The following is a 15311-nucleotide window of genomic DNA, read 5'->3' on the forward strand; positions in this document are numbered from 1 at the left end:
GTGGAACGCTGCTGTCACCGCTCCGCCGGAGCCTGCCGAGGACGTTCCAGTCTGTAGGACCATGTCCTCATGTCAGTGACTAGGTTCGCCGGCGTGGCCGAGGACGAAGATCGTGGTGTCACCCTCAGGACAGGGCTGTACGAGTTCTGGACCGCGGAGGGCGCCCACGTCTACCTCCACGACACCGACTTCAGGCGCTTGACCTATCAGCCCGGCCGTCCGCCGGTGCTGGAGCTGGAGTTCCTCTACGACTCGCAGTGGACTCCGCCCGAGTTGGCCGGGACACCGGTCGTGGTCTTCCGGTTCGAGGATGCCCGCCTCCTCGAGTGGTGCGAGGACCGGGAGGGACACGACTATGTGTCCACCCACCCCCATGCTCCGCCCGGCCAGGTCAGCTGTTTCGACTGGGACGGCAGCGATCTGTTCACATTGGATACCTTCACGATGCGTCTGACCTTCCGTGCGCCGCGAGCAGAGGTGACGGTGCGCGTGAAGCAGAACGAAAAGCCAACACTCCCTCCCGATTAAATCTCAGACCACTTCATTACAAGGGAAGGGCGGGCGTCTCGTCACTGACGTCCGTCCCTGCTCAGGCCGATAGATGCGGCTCGGCGACGTGTGATCGTGCGAGGTAGGGTTGTTGTACGGCACTGCTGTACAGCACTTCACCGCTTGGTAGAAAGCCATCTCGTACGCGAGGCCGTCACCGTCGATCACCGAGTCATACTACGTGGCACCCCGACTTGGTTGGGAACAGGTCTTCCTACCACAGACAGTTCAGCATGTCTGACGATCTGGTCGTAACACATGCGCCAAGCATCAAAATCGTCGGAAAAGGTGTTGGTGCATACCTTCCGTGCCGTTTCCATCCAATCACGCGCATGTCTTTCAGAACCACCGGGAGTTGCGTCCGTGCCGCTCGGGGGGTGACGGCGACGCCAGCTGGAGCTGGGTCACCTTTGAAAGCTCCGAACACATCGGTAGTCATCGAGACCACAGCGACGAACAAGCTCGCCACAGTGAGCAGGGCAAGCTGTTCTTTCGTGAGGTGAAAGCCTCCGCGAGCCGGCTGTCGATGTTGCCCTCGTGGCATGAGCCGATCATATGGCACATGTGTAGATATCCTACAAAACTCGCCGGAAAGGCTTCCCCGAACACATCGGGCCATAACTCAGACCGCTCGGCGGTAAGGCCCAACGGAGGAGGGTCGCAGCAACCGACCGCCCTGTTTAGGGGAAGACCGACACCATCGATCGTCCTCGGCCGCAACCGAACACATAATTACGAGTGAGAACTTGATCGTCCATGGACGTCCACCATGCTCGCGGATGCCTGCTCGGGCGACATGAAGAGGGGCGGCTCGTCCACGGCTCTCCGGGGCCATCCGAAGCCGTAGATAGCACTCCCGTTAGCAAGATCGGCGCTTAGCCCTCGTGCTTCGGTGGCAAGTGGACCCGTACCGCAGGGCCGCCAGGCCCGAGGAACGGAAGCCGCGCGGCAGCATGACCTTCCGCTTTTCCGGCGGAGCAATCACCCTGATCGTCTTGCCCCACACGAGGTCAGAGAGTGGTGGACGGGTGCCCCGTGCGCTGACGGAAGCTGGCGTTGTCGTCAGCGATGTCGTCACCAGCACCACTCTGTTCAGTGGCAGGGGCGCGGCAGCCGATCGCCCCAACCCCCTGCAACAGACACCGAAGTCAGCAATCGTCATGGCTCTACGCGATGACCACTCGGGTCCGTCCCTGTCGATCTCCGGGTTAGTCGTTCTCCTCCATCACGTGGCTTGCCGAGCAGGCCAAGGCCAACTCGTCATTCATGGCCAGTCAGTCGCAGTCGCAAGTAATGGGACGGGCCTGACAGTACGAAGGACCGGTTACCGCTCGCGAGCCCCTTCCTCGGCTCCCACGCCCAGCGCAGCAGTCACAAGCCCTAACCGGCCAGCCTTCGCAAAAAGGCACAAATCCACCCTTGCTCAGTCTATGCGATGCCGGAAAGCTAATCAGTCGTGCGGAAACACCTCTCGCTCAAGCTCGCTCAAAGTGGCATACTTGACACTTTCTGGTGAAGCGGGCGCTGCGACCACAGATAAGGAAGAGGCGTGTCACACGAAGCTCTGGGAGATCCGTCGACCCCTCTTTCCGACATGCCTGCACCACCTCAGGGTCAAGTGACCACTGTGGCGAATCTCGCTGGCGGCCCCCCCACCCACTCCGAAGCAGAGAATTCACTTCTACAAACCTGACGAGTGGGAAGATTTCATCCTTGAGTGGGCGACAGGACTACAAGAAGACTACTTTCAGATCAAGCGCATCGGCGGATCGAACGATCGTGGCGCGGATGTGGCAGCCTTCCTGACTCCGGATGGCTTCGAGGGGGAATGGGACTGTTTCCAATGTAAGCACTACGTCGAAGCATTGATGCCTAGCGACGCTTACCCTGAGATCTTCAAGCTCATTCGATCTGTCGTTGAAGGTCACTACACAATGCCGCGCAGATACTACTTCCTAGCCCCTCAGGGATGCGGTCAGACCCTGAAGAGAATGCTGAGTAGGCCTAGCGAGCTTCGCGCAAAATTTCTAGAGAAGTTCGATGGAGACAAGCCCCTAGGGGCAGGACTTGATGGCAGCCTGGTTGACAAAATTCGTGCCCTGGCTGAAACGATTGAGTACAACGTATTTCAATCAAGCGAAGTACACGAGATCTTGACGGTTCATAAGCGTACCCCGTACTATGCCCACCGCTTCGGTGGCCCTCTTCCAGCGCGACCAGCTATCGAAACTCCGCCGGAGATGCCAGCGGAGAATGAGAGTCGATACATTGCGCACTTGTTCGATGTTTATGGCGAACACTTCGGCATGGCCATACAAGGTGTCGCAAGCATCAAAAACCATCCGAAAGCTTCAAAGCACTTTTCTCGGCAACGTGAGGCATTTTACAGCGCTGAGGCGCTGAGACTCTTTGCTCGGGATAGCGTGATGCCCGGAACCTTTGAGGAATTGCAGGATGAGGTGCATGACGGCGTTATCGAGACTCAAGAGCGCTCCTATCCAGATGGAATGGAGCGGCTAACACGAGTCTTGGAGATGGCGGCGGCATTGAACCTAACTTCGAACGCTCTTATCTCCGTGTCTAATCCGAGAGACAAGCGTGGGATCTGCCACCAGCTCGCCAACACAGATCGACTTGTCTGGTGTGAAGAGCAATGACGAGTCATCCTCTTAACGGGCCACTAGAAACTGGTCTACGCGTCCTAACCATCCTTGCTAGCGCTTTTCCGGAAGCATACGACATTGATTCTTTAGTTTTTTTCGATTACAGCCTATTGCACTCCGAGGAATTCGGAGGCCCGGAAAGTCTACATCCTGATGTGCCGAACCACGCTAGCGAGATAACAGTGAAGCGTGACCTTCTAGAACTTGGTCTGCAAGTCATGATACGAGCGAGATTGGCTACCTTGCAGATCGGCCGTGGGGGAATCGGTTACGCAGCAACCGATAATGCGCATGGTTTCGTAGAACTACTTGAGTCCTCTTACATGCAACAATTGAGAAGCCGTGCAGACTGGGTCATTGAGGCCTTCGGAAATGCTAACCCTGCCGACATTCGAGAAAGAATGTCCACACTCGGCCGCTGGCCGGGATTCGTAGACTCGGCACCTAACCACGATACGGGGGCGTCCGATGAGTAGACTACGACTTACGCGCCTCACCTTTATCGGCAAGGATGTTCCCGACGCAACGGTCGAGTTTGGGCCAGGCCTTACAGTGATATACGGGGCTTCAGACACCGGTAAGTCTTACATTGTCGAAGCGATAGACTTCATGCTTGGTAGAAAAGCGCTGAAGTCGATCCCTGAAGCAGAGCCGTACTCTACAATTCTGCTGGGACTCGTGCTTCCGAATGACACTACTCTAACCCTAGAACGATCCCTTCGAGGCGGTTCCTTTCGGGCCTATCACGGCGACCTCACGAGCGTTCCCAGTTCCCCGCCGGACTTCAGATTGGCTGCGGTGCATGGGCAGGCAAGCTCCAAGACCGACAGTCTTAGTGGTTTCTTGCTACGGCAAATCGGCCTGGATGGCCGCCAGGTTCGGAAAAACAAGCGTAATGAAACCGTCCCCCTAAGCTTCCGAAATCTCTGCTTTCTGTGCATCATCGATGAAACCAAGATGCAATCTGCTACTCCGCCAGCGCTCTCGGGGCAATACACCACGACGACGGCAGAGATCTCAACGCTCAAGCTGCTTTTGCAGGGTGAGGATGATAGCGCGATCGCCCAGGACGCCGGCGCAGCTGAACGGCGAAAAATCGGCAGAGGGAAAGCGGAAGTGCTTGACGTGGTTATCAGGGATCTCAGAGAATCCCTAACCGCCTCCGACACCCCCCTTGAGCTCAACGAACGGTTGTCCCGCCTCGATAATTCTATTCAGGACCACACTTCTGAGATTGATTCAATACTTGAGGGCCGGGCTGGCGTTGCCACCGAGCATGCCTCGGCGACACGCACCTACAGCAGCTACCAATCACGGCTAGAAGAGGTACACGAGCTAATAGCTCGTTTCTCTCTTCTCCGCGCCAAATACGATTCTGACCTGGAGAGGCTTGAGATGGTCCGGGAGGCTGGCAGCCTACTTGGCTTTTTCCGTCCAGGTGTATGTGTGTTTTGTGGCGCGCAAGTTGAGCATCAAGCCGCTGACATGCACAGCGCGGAAGAGATCACAGCATTCGGGAACTCAGTTCTAGCCGAGATCCAAAAGACTAACACGCTTCGGGAGGATCTCCTTATTACACTCTCAGATCTTCGAGCGCAAGAAGAGCGCTTGCAGTCGGGTATCCTCAGATCAACCAACGCCATCCAGGATCTGCGGCAACGAATCAATGCTTTCGACGAAGACCTTCAGCCTCAGCGAGTGGCTATACAGGAACTCATGAGCGTGCGATCAGATATCGAGGGGAAGCTCGCCACACATGCTCAGATAGAGAAGCTAGAAGCGCTGCAGGCTGCCGTTCAGCCCGAAGGACCAGAAAATCCGCCAACCTCTTCCAGCGTTAATGACAAAGTATTGGTGGAGCTTGCTGGAGCCATTAAAGAAGTGCTTCATCAGTGGTCGGTTCCCATCGCCGACTCTGTAACTTATGACAAAAATTCAAATGATCTAATTGTGGGCGATCAAGCTAGAGGATCGCGAGGAAAGGGCGTGCGATCCATCCTGCATGCAGCTTTTACACTGGGGTTGGCTCAGTACTGTTTCGATCGCGATCTCGAGCACCCCGGTTTCATAGTCCTCGACTCTCCGCTTATTACCTACCGTGAACCGGAGCCTGGGGCGGGTGCCGGACCCACGGATGAGGAGTTTGCAAGTGTTTCCGATGCTTTCTATCGGTACCTAGATTTTCAGTTCGACGGCCAATGCATCGTTGTTGAGAACACCGATCCTCCGCCAAATTTGTCAGAAGAGGCGAAGCTTATTCACTTTACCAAGCGGCTCGATCATGGCCGTTACGGGTTTTTCCCGTTTCCTGTTTGATTCTGCAGCAACGGATGTCATGCTTTCGCGCTAGACGTTAGGCCTCCGATCACCTCGTTCGCTGTCGACCCGTCGCGTAGCGGCAGCGGGCCGGGGACGGAGTGTCAAGCCCGGCTTCGCGTGTACGTTGACCGGCCGCCGTTCCTCGCTCATCCGTTGTCCTGCCTGCACAGCCGGGCTTGGTACGGAGGAGCCGGCCTGCTGGGCTTGCCCGGGTCGATAGCGGGCGAGATGATCAGACTTCCTCCTCAGCCAATCCAGCGCCCCGGCTCGCGCGTGGCGATCACCTCGGGGCTGGAGATCCCCGCCGGAGGCATGCTTGCGCCTGTGCTGATCATGACGGTCTCGCCTTGCTTCGGCGCTGTCTGTGGTGAGGCTTTCCCGCGTCGCTGGGCCTGCGTTCGATGTGCGGTGGGCCGGTCGGGCGGGACCGGCCCGGAGAGGCCGCACGCCCGCCCGGTCCGGCCCGACCGCCCGCCGCCATCGGCGGCGGCTTGAGAGAGAAGAGAAAGTTCTCATCGAGCCGTGCTACTGGGCGGCGTCGCCTTAGGGCTTCCGTTGGCCCACGAAGCTGCCGAGATTGGGCACGGTGTAGATGAGGGTCTCATCGCGAAGTCGCTGCATGGCCTTGCGGATGGTCCCACGTGCCACCCCGAACTCCTGCATGAGCTGGACTTCGGACAACAGATGCTTGGGTGGATAGGTGCCGTCAACGATGCGTGCGCGAAGCACGTCGGCTATCTGCTCCCACCTGGAGCGATCTGGCTCGAAGTCGATCACTCTCTAACCATAGAAAGCCCTGTTCAGGCACTATCAGGCAGCTCATGGCATGCCATGGCATGGACAGGGGTGTACAGGCGAGCTACGCTGCCTGCGTGACGTACCGTCCCGGCTCTCTTCGGGGCGGCCTGGCCATAGCAGCGCAGATGAGCCGCAGGGGTGAAGCCATGCTCAGACCAGATGTGGAACTTGCGACGTATCACGGGACCCACCCGGCGCCCAGAAGGCCGGACTGCGAGCCGGTCACCTGGTACGAGAGCACCGCGCGCGCCGAGCGGGTTCGCGTGCGGGAGCACACCTGCGGCTGTCGCAACGTCGTATACGAGCTGTGCGCAGCGGCAGGAGTGGTGTTCGTGCGGCGTCTTGATCGCCGAGACAGTCCCCTGACCGTGCGCGAGTCCCACTGGCTGCGTACGTCCGAGGCGGAGCGACTTTGGGCGGCGATCCTCGACGGGCGTGCGCGTTGAGGGCCCGGCATCTCGACGCGGACGGAGGTACCGTGGTGCCGTCAGCCGCAGAGTTCGGCATCGTTCTGGCGAACGGCCCGCACGTCGATGGCTGGCGCACCACTGTGGACGAGCGGGGCGTCTTCTCGGCCCGTCGTGATCCTGATCGGTCGCTCACCCGTTCCGAGCTACGAGCGGGTCTCACACGGCATTTGATCGCGGATTCCTCGTCGGCGCTGGTCTCGCTCATCGAGGAACAGGAGCGGCTTGAAGAGGCGTTCGCGCGCTCGCTAGCGATCACATGCCCGACCTGTCGCCAAGGTCAGGGTGACGCGCCGCTCATCATCACAGTTGACGAGTCGTCTGTTACCGCGGAGCGATGCGCCAAGAGCTATCGGAGCGGGCCCGACTGCCCGCACGACAACGTCGAGTGGACTTATCAGTGTCCTGTCGTGGACGGGGCGCGTTGTCAGGATTGCGATACGTGGTGGCGCCTCGACCTGATCCCTGACCAGGTCGCGGCGCGACTCAACGGTGGGAACCCTCCTCGTGAGGACATCCGGCCACCCGCAGACGGTCGTACGCGCTCATGATTTCTTTCGCCGCTGCTTCCGGACTGAGCCGGTCGGTGTGGAGCCGCAGATGAAAGAATCCTGCGTCGGTGTTGGCTTCGAGGTCGTCGACCGTCTCATCCCATGCCGTCAGGCGCTTGCCAGTGTCGATATCCCCGCGAGCCCGCGAGCGCAGCTCGGTGACCTCACGCGGGACCCACAGCAGGACTCGAAGCCACGAGTCGGGGACGCGTCCGATGAGCCGGCGGAGGTCTGGAATGTTGCCCATGTGGACGACGGGCACGTACCCGGCGGCGTGCCGTACCTCGATGGCTTGGCGGTCGATGGCGTAGACGTTGCCGTAGCGGCGCGTCTCGACCAGCAGCCGGCCTTCGTCGCGGAGCTTGCCCAAGTGCTCACTCGTGACGAACTCGTATCCCGCCGCTCGCCCGGCGCCGACCTTGAGCTTGGGCAGCAGGACGAACCGCGGGTCGAGACTGTGCAGCGCGGCGGTAACGGTGTCCTTGCCGCTAGCGGGAGGGCCGTACAGGACGATCCCTTGCGTGCTCACGCCAGGATCCGCTTGAGCGCCTCGCGGGTCTGGTCGGCGAGACTGATGGCGGCGCCAAGCCGGTTGTCGACAGTGATGTGCGCGGTGGGCGGGCTGGTGTCTACGGCTAGTCCTTCGGCGTACTGGTCCCAGTTGTCCAGCTTCCACGCGTCACGAGCGGCTCCGCGGAACTCGATGTACTCGCGCATGGACTCGGGATCACAGCGGACCCAGATGGCCGCGACGTCGATGCCCTTCGCCGCGCACCGATTCTCCAGCCGGGTGAACCATGCCTCGTCCTTCAGTTCCGCGATGAACGGCGCCGAGAGGATGGTGGAGGTGCCGATGTTGAGGTTGTCCCATGCCGTTTCCATCAGGCACCGGTACTCCAGCGGCCGGACCTCCTTGAGATACAGGTCGGTGTGCCGGTCGTTGGGGTCGCCGCCGAGTGAGACCAGGAGACGCTCGACGATGCACCGCGTGAGGGAGTCCTTGTCCAGGAAGGCCCACCCTGTGATGTCCGACAGGAAGCGGGAGAACTCGGTCTTGCCTGATCCGGCGTATCCGCCGACCAGGACCAGGATCGGCTTGGGGCTGCCTCCGCCGTGTCGTCGGCGCCAGGCGTCGACAACGCGGTTGCGCAGGAGAGCCTGGGGTGAGTTGCCCGGCTCGATGCCGCCGATGGAGACCTTGGTGAATGCTTCCTCGATGACCTGGGCGGCGGCGTTGTCGGCGACAGGGTCAGCAGGCGGAGGCAAATCAGAAATCACGATTTCCGCTTTCTGTGATTCACCGGGCAAAGCTGGACGAAAGCCAAGTTCAGGTTCGGTGGCTTGGTAAAGCAGGCAGTAAGCACGCCGGTAGTGCGGGCCGGGAAACACCGTGCCCTGTTCGTGTCCCCAGAGGGTCTGGAAGTTGGCTGCAGGAACGGTCAAGCCATGCCTCGCCGCTGCCTGCCGTAGTCGCTCGCCTGCGGCTTCGAGTGTGAGTCCATGTGCCTCGCGGTGTTCGCGCAGGCGGGAGGGGGTCCAGCCAGTTCGCTGGGTCGTCTTCATTGCATACCTTCGCCTTCACACTGGGGGGCGGTGCGCGGTGTGCGGGTCGTGCATGTGAAAACAGACGTGTAAATGCTGTTGAGCCGAACTGAAGAAGCTTAACTACATCCGCGTGATACCGGAAATCCCCAGGTCACGGTGAACTTAAGCCACTCCGAAGAAACGCAGCACAAGGAGATGGCGATGGAGACGAACCGGCACCGAGTCATCCGGGAACTGGCGGAGATCAGGGCGGAACTTGAGGAGTTGACTTGTCGGGTCAGCGAGATCGCTTCGGCTTTGGGAACACCGTCGACTCCAGAGCCGCAAGCCGATCCCCCAGTTCCTTGAGGGTGCGGCGCATGTCCGCCAGCTGGGCCAGGACCTCGCTGTCGATGTCATCGGCGGGGCCGGTCGCGGGCGGTGTTTCGCTGACGAACACGCCCTTGCCTTGCTGGCCGACGACCAACCCCTGAGTGCGAAGCACGCTGACGGCTGACTTGATCACGCTGGCCGAGACGTCGTAGCGCTCGCCGAGCTGGGCGATGGAGGGGAGCGCGTCACCAGGCGCCAACGTTCCCCGGAGGATCTGCTCGCTCAGGTCGTCGACGATCTGCAAATAGGCCGGCCGGCCCGACTTCTCCACCATCTGCGCCCTCCTCGTCCACCCCAAGTTGAGCACACCGCAACCAAGCGGTCAAAGAACTCCTTGACAACTTAGAATTCCAAGCGTTCCATGTCTTCTAAGCATCCCCTTATCAAAGGAAAGATCATGCGAGCCATCCCCATCCCCGTCGACGTCACCAAGCTCCAGATCACCTGCGTCAAAGCCCCCAAGCCGCGCCTGGTCAGCAAGGACACCGGCGAGATCAAGCGCGACAAGGACGGCAACGTCATGTACGAACTGACGCTGCTGTTCGAGGACGAGTCCAGCCGCATGGAGCTCGTCAAGGTCAGCACGACCCCCGAACCGCAGATCAACGTCGGTGACGAGGTCGTCCCCGTGGGCCTGCTCGGCTACGTCTGGGAAACCGGCGGCCGGTGGGGCATCTCCTACCGAGCGCAGGCGTTCATCCCGGCCGGTGCCGGAAGAACGGCGGCGGGCCAGTGATCGACATCGACATTCACCATCCCGTCATCAAGGCCCTCGCCGCGCTGCTCCTGCTGATCCTGTGGCGGCGCTGGGCGCCAGTCTCCTACTGGTACCTGTTCGTCTTCCCTCGCAAGGCCGTGTGGCTGCGCTGGTCCTGGCGGCACGTCGCCTCCGGGTGCGGGCTCACCAAGAAGCGACAGCGCTGGTGGTTCACCACCATCCCCGGCTTGGTCGCCTCCACCGGCGTCGTCCGCGTCAAGCGGCGGTTCCAGCGGGTCGCGGTTGACACCAAGCCATGGATGGGCTTGCCCTGGCCCACGCGGAACGGCTTCCGCATCACGTTCCATCTGCTCGACGGCCAGGTCCCCGACGACTACGCCAAGGTCTGCGAACGGCTGGCGCACGCCTGGCGCATCGAGGCCGTCCGCGTCGTCGGCTCCCGGCCTGGCCGCGTCACCCTGCAAGGCATCACCCAAGACCCGTTGACTCACGTCGCGCCTGCCGAACCTCCAACTGAGCCTTCGACCGGCTGGTCTGCTGACGACCTGCTGCGTCCCATCGTCGGCGTACTGGAAACCGGCGCCGCCTGGCGGATGGACTTCCGACTCATCCCGCACTGGATCAACGTAGGCGCCACCCAATCCGGCAAGTCCAACCTGCTCAACGCCCTCATCGTGAGCCTGTCCCCACAACCGGTCGCCATGGTCGGCTTCGACCTCAAAGGCGGCGTGGAGCTGTCGGTCTACGGCCCTCGGCTGTCCGCACTGGCCACCACCCGCGAACAGTGCCTCGACCTGCTAACCGACCTCATCACCGTCATGGGCTCGCGCATGCTGGCCTGCCGCCGGCACGGCGTCCGCGACATCTGGCAACTCCCCGACACCCTTCGCCCCATCCCCGTCGTCATCCTGATCGACGAGCTGGCCGAACTCTTCCTGACCGCCGACAAAACCGAAAAGGACCAAGTCACCCGTACGGCTACCGCCCTGCTACGCATCGCCCAACTCGGCCGCGCCTTCGGCATACACCTCCTGTTGTCCGGCCAACGCATCGGCTCCGACCTCGGCCCCGGCGTCACCGCGCTGCGCGCCCAGATCGGCGGGCGCGTCTGCCACCGCGTCAACGACCCCGAAACCGCGGTGATGACCCTCGGCGACCTCGACCCCGACGCCCTGGTCGCCGCCCGCTCCATTGCCCCCGAGATGCCCGGCGTCGCCGTGATCACCGGCGCGGACGGCCGCTGGTACCGGGCCCGCTCCGGCTACGTCTCCACCGAAGCCGCCGAACGCGCCGCCCACACCTTCGCCGACCTCACGCCGTCCTGGGCCCAAGTCGCCGCCAGCGGACTCGGCCACGAGCTGCCCGCCAACGGCAACCCCGAACTGGCCGCCTGAGAGGAGAACTTCGATGACCCCCGACGCCGCCCGCCTGGCCGACACCGCGCCGGTGCTGATCCTCGCCCTGATCGCTGGAGCGGGCAGCTTCACCCACATCCGCGACACCGCCACCGAGCACGGACAGACGGGCTGGATGGCCTGGGCGGTAGCGGTCTGCGTCGACCTCACCTGCGTCATGGCCGCCCGAGAACGGCAGCGCGACCGCAAGAACGGACGGGAACGGAACGGCTGGATCTCCTGGCCGACCCTCGTCCTGACGAGCGGGATCGTCCTGTCGCTGGCCGCCAACCTCGCCCAAGCCGAACCGTCGCCCTGGGGATGGATCACCGCCGCCACACCCGCCGGCGCCTTCCTGGTCGCGGTCTCGATGCTGGAGCGCCGCGCATCCGAACCCCGTCCCGAACCGTCCTCAGACCTCGTCCCCGTCCCGCCCGCCGTACCGGAGACGACCGCGCTGGCCGTACCGGATCAGAACGGGCCGGTCGGCGAGCTCCTCGACTACGCCCGCCGCGTCGCCCACGAACACCAGACACGCCACGGCAAACCCATCACCCGCGACACCCTGCGCGCCCGGCTGGGCGTATCCAGCCAACTCGCCTCAGACCTGCTGCGCACCCTGCGCGACAGCCCCGCCTGAACAGGAGGAAGACAGCCATGCGCATCCGCATCGACGGCACCCATGCCGAACTCGCCCACGCCATCCGTCAGATCCGCACCGTCCTACCGGTCGGCTCCGTCTCCACGCTGCTCCAGACCGGTCGCCCGTACACCTGGCGCGTGTTCATCAACACCGCCCCGAACCGCTCCACGGGAGGGAGGTGGATCACATGAGCGAAGACGCTATCCCGCCCGCCGCTCCGCCCCGGCATCAGTGCTGCACCTGCGGCGGAACCGGCATCGACAGCTACGGCGACAACTGCCCGCACTGCGAAGGCCACGGCTACTGCTGAAGCCTTCGGCGCCCCCGGCGTGACCATACATCCGCCAAGACGTCCGTCACGTCGGGGGCCATCCCGAACCGAACCGCGAAGCCCGGAAGGGACAGCCCCATCATGGCAAGCCCCGACACCGTAGCCGAGCTCATCGCCCGGCTCGACGCCCCCGACCATGACCGCTGGGTCGCCCAGATCCGCCGTACTGGCGGCTGCCGGCAGCCCATCCACCTGCGCGGCCACGTCCTGCACGTCGACCCCGCCACCGGACGCCGGCTGCACACCTACACCACCGCCACCGAACCCGGTGGCGTCCTGCGCGTCCCCTGCAAGACCCGCCGCGCCTCTCGATGCCCGTCGTGCGCTGAGACCTACCGCGCCGACACCTACCACCTGATCCTCGCCGGACTCGTCGGCGGCAAGGGGGTGCCTCCCACGGTGGTCACGCACCCGTGCCTGTTCGTGACCCTCACCGCTCCCTCCTTCGGTCTCGTCCACACCCGCCGCGAGCGCGGCGCCAAGCACCTGCCGTGCCACCCACGCCGCAACGCCCGCACCTGCCCGCACGGCCGCGTCCTTTCCTGTACGGCCAAGCACAGCCCCGACGACGCACGCCTCGGCGAACCGCTGTGCCCCGACTGCTACGACTACTCCGGCTCGGTCCTGTTCAACGCCGTGGCGCCCGAGCTGTGGCGCCGCTTCACCGAAGCCCTGCGCCGGCGCTTCGCCAAGCTGTCCGGCCTGACCCTCAAGGCGCTCAAGGAGCGAGTGACGATCTCCTTCGCCAAAGTGGCCGAGTACCAGCGGCGCGGAGTCGTCCACCTACATGCCATCATCCGCCTCGACGGCCCAGACGGTCCCGAATCCCCGCCACCGCCCTGGGCGAGTGCCGAATCGCTGGCGCAGGCCGTACGACACGCTGCTTCAGCGGTGACCGTCACCATCCCCGCCGCGGGCGACGAACCGGCTCGGGTTCTGAGGTGGGGAAAGCAGCTCGATACCCGACGTATCGCCATGGATGGCGACCTCACCGAGCAGGCGGTCGCCTCCTACGTCGCCAAGTACGCCACCAAGGCAGCCGAATGCGTCGGCGCCCTCGACCAGCGCGTCAACCCACTCACCGACCTCGACACCCTCCCTGTTCGGGACCACGCCCGCCGCCTCATCGCCGCCTGCATGCACCTGGGCGCCCTCGACGAACTGGCCGACCTCCGGCTGACCCAGTGGGCGCACATGCTCGGCTTCCGCGGCCATTTCTCCACCAAGTCCCGCCACTACTCCACCACCATGGGCGACATCCGCGCCGACCGCACCGAGCACGTCCGCGCCGAAGCGATCACCACCGGTCGCCTGCCCCTCTTCGACGAGGACACCGTCCTCGTCATCGCCCACTGGGAGTACGTCGGCAAGGGCCTCTCCCCCGTGGACGCACTCCTCGCCGCCCACGCCGAGAGGAGAAGCACCCATGAAAGCCGATGACAGGCTCTGGGACGTCGACGACGTCTCGCGCTACCTCCGCGTCCCCGTGGCCACCCTCTACCAGTGGCGACACCACCGGATCGGCCCCACCAGCCATCGGATCGGCCGACACCTTCGCTACGTGCCCGAGGACGTCATCTCCTGGGTCCGGGAACAGGGGTAGCCGATGGCCTTCGTCAAAGACCTGTGGATTAAGACCGTCACCCGCCAGGACGGCCGTACCGAACGAGTCCGATCAGCTCGCTATGGCAAGGGCAAGCGATGGCTGGCCGTCTGGCTCGACCCCGACGGCAAGGAGCGGTCTGCGGCCTTCGAGCGCAAGGCGGACGCCGAGAAGAAGGCCGCTGCCATGGAGACCGACGTGGCTCGCGGTGACTACATCGACCCGCATGCCGGGAAGGTGGTCTTCGGCGAGCTGGCAGATCGCTGGCTCGGCTCCCGCATCGTCGATCCGTCAACGAAGATCCGCTACGAATACATCCACCGTCTTCACGTCGCTCCCGCCTTCGGCCGCCGCCAGGTGAAGGGCATCAAGCCGTCCGATATCCAGCGCTGGATCAGTGAGCTGAGCGAGCGCTTCGAAAGCTCCACGGTTCAGACCTCGTTCCTGGTCCTGCAGGGGGTTCTGGAGCTGGGCGTGGCTGATGACGCCATCAAGAAGAACCCCGCGAAGTCGTCGATCGTCCACGTTCCGAAGAGAGTGGGAGAGGAAGTCATCGCGTGGCCTGACGAGCGAGTACACGCGGTGATCGACGCACACCCGGCCTTCTTGCGCGCGCTCCCGATCATCGCTGCGGCGTGCGGTCTACGGCAGGGAGAGCTGTTCGGGCTCGCCCTAGAAGACATCGACTTCGACGAACAAACCGTCCGTATCCGGCGGCAGATCAAGAAACTGGGAGACAAACACGTTTTTGCGCTGCCGAAGAACGACCGAGAGCGTACGGCACCGCTCCCCGCCTGGGCCGCCGCCGCGATCCGGGCACACGTCGCCCAGCACCCGCCCTTGCTGTGCACCCTGCCCTGGGAGAAGCCCAATGGAAAGCCTCGCATCCACAACCTGTTGTTCCGCTGGACCGATGACCGGTTCGTGCGAGCACGTTCCTACAGCGAACTCGTCTGGAAGCCGGCCCTGGTATCCGCCGGAGTGATCCCGCCGCCCGCGAAGGACGCTCGCCAGCGCAGCCGTTTCACCACGACCCGGAAAGAGGGCATTCACCAGCTGCGCCACTACTACGCGAGCGTCATGCTGGCCGGCGGCGTCTCGGTCAGGGAACTGGCGGAGTACCTCGGCCACGCGGACCCGTCCTTCACCCTCCGCGTCTACGCCCACATGATGCCTGGCTCACATGACCGTGCCAGGCACGCGATCGACAGTCGGCTGTTCAAGCCTCGACCTACCACCGTCAGCACGGAGGGCTTGGCCTAGCTCTCCTGCAAGATCTCCATCGCGCGGACTACGTCAGCGACGACGTGGTCCGCTTCGTTAGGCACGCCTGCCGTGGTGTCGAGGTTGATTCGGAT

16 protein-coding genes and 1 pseudogene are annotated in these 15311 nt (G+C 63.0%); 13 read left to right on the forward strand and 4 right to left on the reverse strand.

Annotation, left to right across the window (positions count from 1 at the left end):
- The first annotated feature begins 93 nt into the window (after positions 1-93).
- The 5 genes and pseudogenes from FHR33_RS20490 to FHR33_RS20500 all read left to right on the forward strand — a co-directional run bounded on the left by FHR33_RS20490 (position 94) and on the right by FHR33_RS20500 (position 5528).
- Entirely contained in the window at positions 94-528 is a 435-nt protein-coding gene (locus FHR33_RS20490; RefSeq protein WP_312895638.1) for a hypothetical protein, read from the forward strand.
- A 1811-nt stretch (positions 529-2339) separates the two neighbouring features.
- Positions 2340-3206, forward strand: coding sequence for an ABC-three component system protein (locus FHR33_RS20495; RefSeq protein WP_183650161.1), 867 nt, complete (start codon positions 2340-2342; stop codon positions 3204-3206).
- Positions 3203-3688: an ABC-three component system middle component 2 gene (locus FHR33_RS53305; protein ID WP_350655859.1), complete on the forward strand. Its 486-nt coding sequence runs from the start codon at positions 3203-3205 to the stop codon at positions 3686-3688. Before FHR33_RS20495 ends, FHR33_RS53305 begins: the two co-directional genes overlap by 4 nt.
- Positions 3681-3827: pseudogene (locus FHR33_RS53310) on the forward strand (ATP-binding protein); the annotation flags it as partial. The gene FHR33_RS53305 and the pseudogene FHR33_RS53310, both read left to right, overlap by 8 nt.
- Positions 3828-4010: 183 nt before the next feature.
- A complete protein-coding gene (locus tag FHR33_RS20500; protein WP_221241174.1) occupies positions 4011-5528 on the forward strand; it encodes a coiled-coil domain-containing protein in 1518 nt (505 codons plus the stop codon).
- A gap of 546 nt (positions 5529-6074) precedes the next feature.
- Here FHR33_RS20500 and FHR33_RS50435 read toward each other — a convergent pair.
- From FHR33_RS50435 to FHR33_RS20520, 4 genes are all read right to left on the reverse strand, one after another.
- Entirely contained in the window at positions 6075-6308 is a 234-nt protein-coding gene (locus tag FHR33_RS50435) for a GntR family transcriptional regulator (RefSeq protein ID WP_183650167.1), read from the reverse strand.
- A 974-nt stretch (positions 6309-7282) separates the two neighbouring features.
- Positions 7283-7876, reverse strand: a complete 594-nt coding sequence (locus tag FHR33_RS20510) for a nucleoside/nucleotide kinase family protein (protein ID WP_183650170.1) — start codon at positions 7874-7876, stop codon at positions 7283-7285.
- On the reverse strand, positions 7873-8910 hold the full coding sequence (locus tag FHR33_RS20515) for a P-loop nucleotide/nucleoside kinase family protein (RefSeq protein WP_183650175.1): 1038 nt from the start codon (positions 8908-8910) through the stop codon (positions 7873-7875). Before FHR33_RS20515 ends, FHR33_RS20510 begins: the two co-directional genes overlap by 4 nt.
- A 259-nt stretch (positions 8911-9169) precedes the next feature.
- Positions 9170-9538, reverse strand: a complete 369-nt coding sequence (locus FHR33_RS20520) for a GntR family transcriptional regulator (protein ID WP_183650178.1) — start codon at positions 9536-9538, stop codon at positions 9170-9172.
- A gap of 123 nt (positions 9539-9661) precedes the next feature.
- Between FHR33_RS20520 and FHR33_RS20525 the strand changes: the two genes are divergently transcribed.
- From FHR33_RS20525 to FHR33_RS20555, 8 genes are all read left to right on the forward strand, one after another.
- On the forward strand, positions 9662-10000 hold the full coding sequence (locus tag FHR33_RS20525) for an SCO3933 family regulatory protein (RefSeq protein ID WP_183650181.1): 339 nt from the start codon (positions 9662-9664) through the stop codon (positions 9998-10000).
- Positions 9997-11376 (forward strand): FtsK/SpoIIIE domain-containing protein, encoded by a 1380-nt coding sequence (locus FHR33_RS20530; RefSeq protein WP_312895639.1) that lies wholly within the window; start codon positions 9997-9999, stop codon positions 11374-11376. The genes FHR33_RS20525 and FHR33_RS20530 overlap by 4 nt, the downstream gene beginning before the upstream one ends.
- Positions 11377-11389: 13 nt before the next feature.
- Positions 11390-12016: a DUF2637 domain-containing protein gene (locus FHR33_RS20535; RefSeq protein WP_183650184.1), complete on the forward strand. Its 627-nt coding sequence runs from the start codon at positions 11390-11392 to the stop codon at positions 12014-12016.
- Between the two features lie 17 nt (positions 12017-12033).
- Positions 12034-12210: a hypothetical protein gene (locus FHR33_RS20540; RefSeq protein ID WP_183650186.1), complete on the forward strand. Its 177-nt coding sequence runs from the start codon at positions 12034-12036 to the stop codon at positions 12208-12210.
- Complete coding sequence (locus FHR33_RS51815; protein WP_264083215.1) at positions 12207-12329, forward strand: hypothetical protein; 123 nt, start codon at positions 12207-12209, stop codon at positions 12327-12329. Before FHR33_RS20540 ends, FHR33_RS51815 begins: the two co-directional genes overlap by 4 nt.
- Before the next feature lie 102 nt (positions 12330-12431).
- A complete protein-coding gene (locus FHR33_RS20545; protein WP_183650189.1) occupies positions 12432-13790 on the forward strand; it encodes a replication initiator in 1359 nt (452 codons plus the stop codon).
- Positions 13777-13953, forward strand: coding sequence for a helix-turn-helix transcriptional regulator (locus FHR33_RS20550; protein WP_183650193.1), 177 nt, complete (start codon positions 13777-13779; stop codon positions 13951-13953). The genes FHR33_RS20545 and FHR33_RS20550 overlap by 14 nt, the downstream gene beginning before the upstream one ends.
- Positions 13954-13956: 3 nt before the next feature.
- On the forward strand, positions 13957-15216 hold the full coding sequence (locus FHR33_RS20555; protein WP_183650196.1) for a tyrosine-type recombinase/integrase: 1260 nt from the start codon (positions 13957-13959) through the stop codon (positions 15214-15216).
- Positions 15217-15311 lie beyond the last annotated feature (95 nt).

This window comes from Nonomuraea dietziae (assembly GCF_014195505.1).
GTDB lineage: Bacteria > Actinomycetota > Actinomycetes > Streptosporangiales > Streptosporangiaceae > Nonomuraea > Nonomuraea roseola.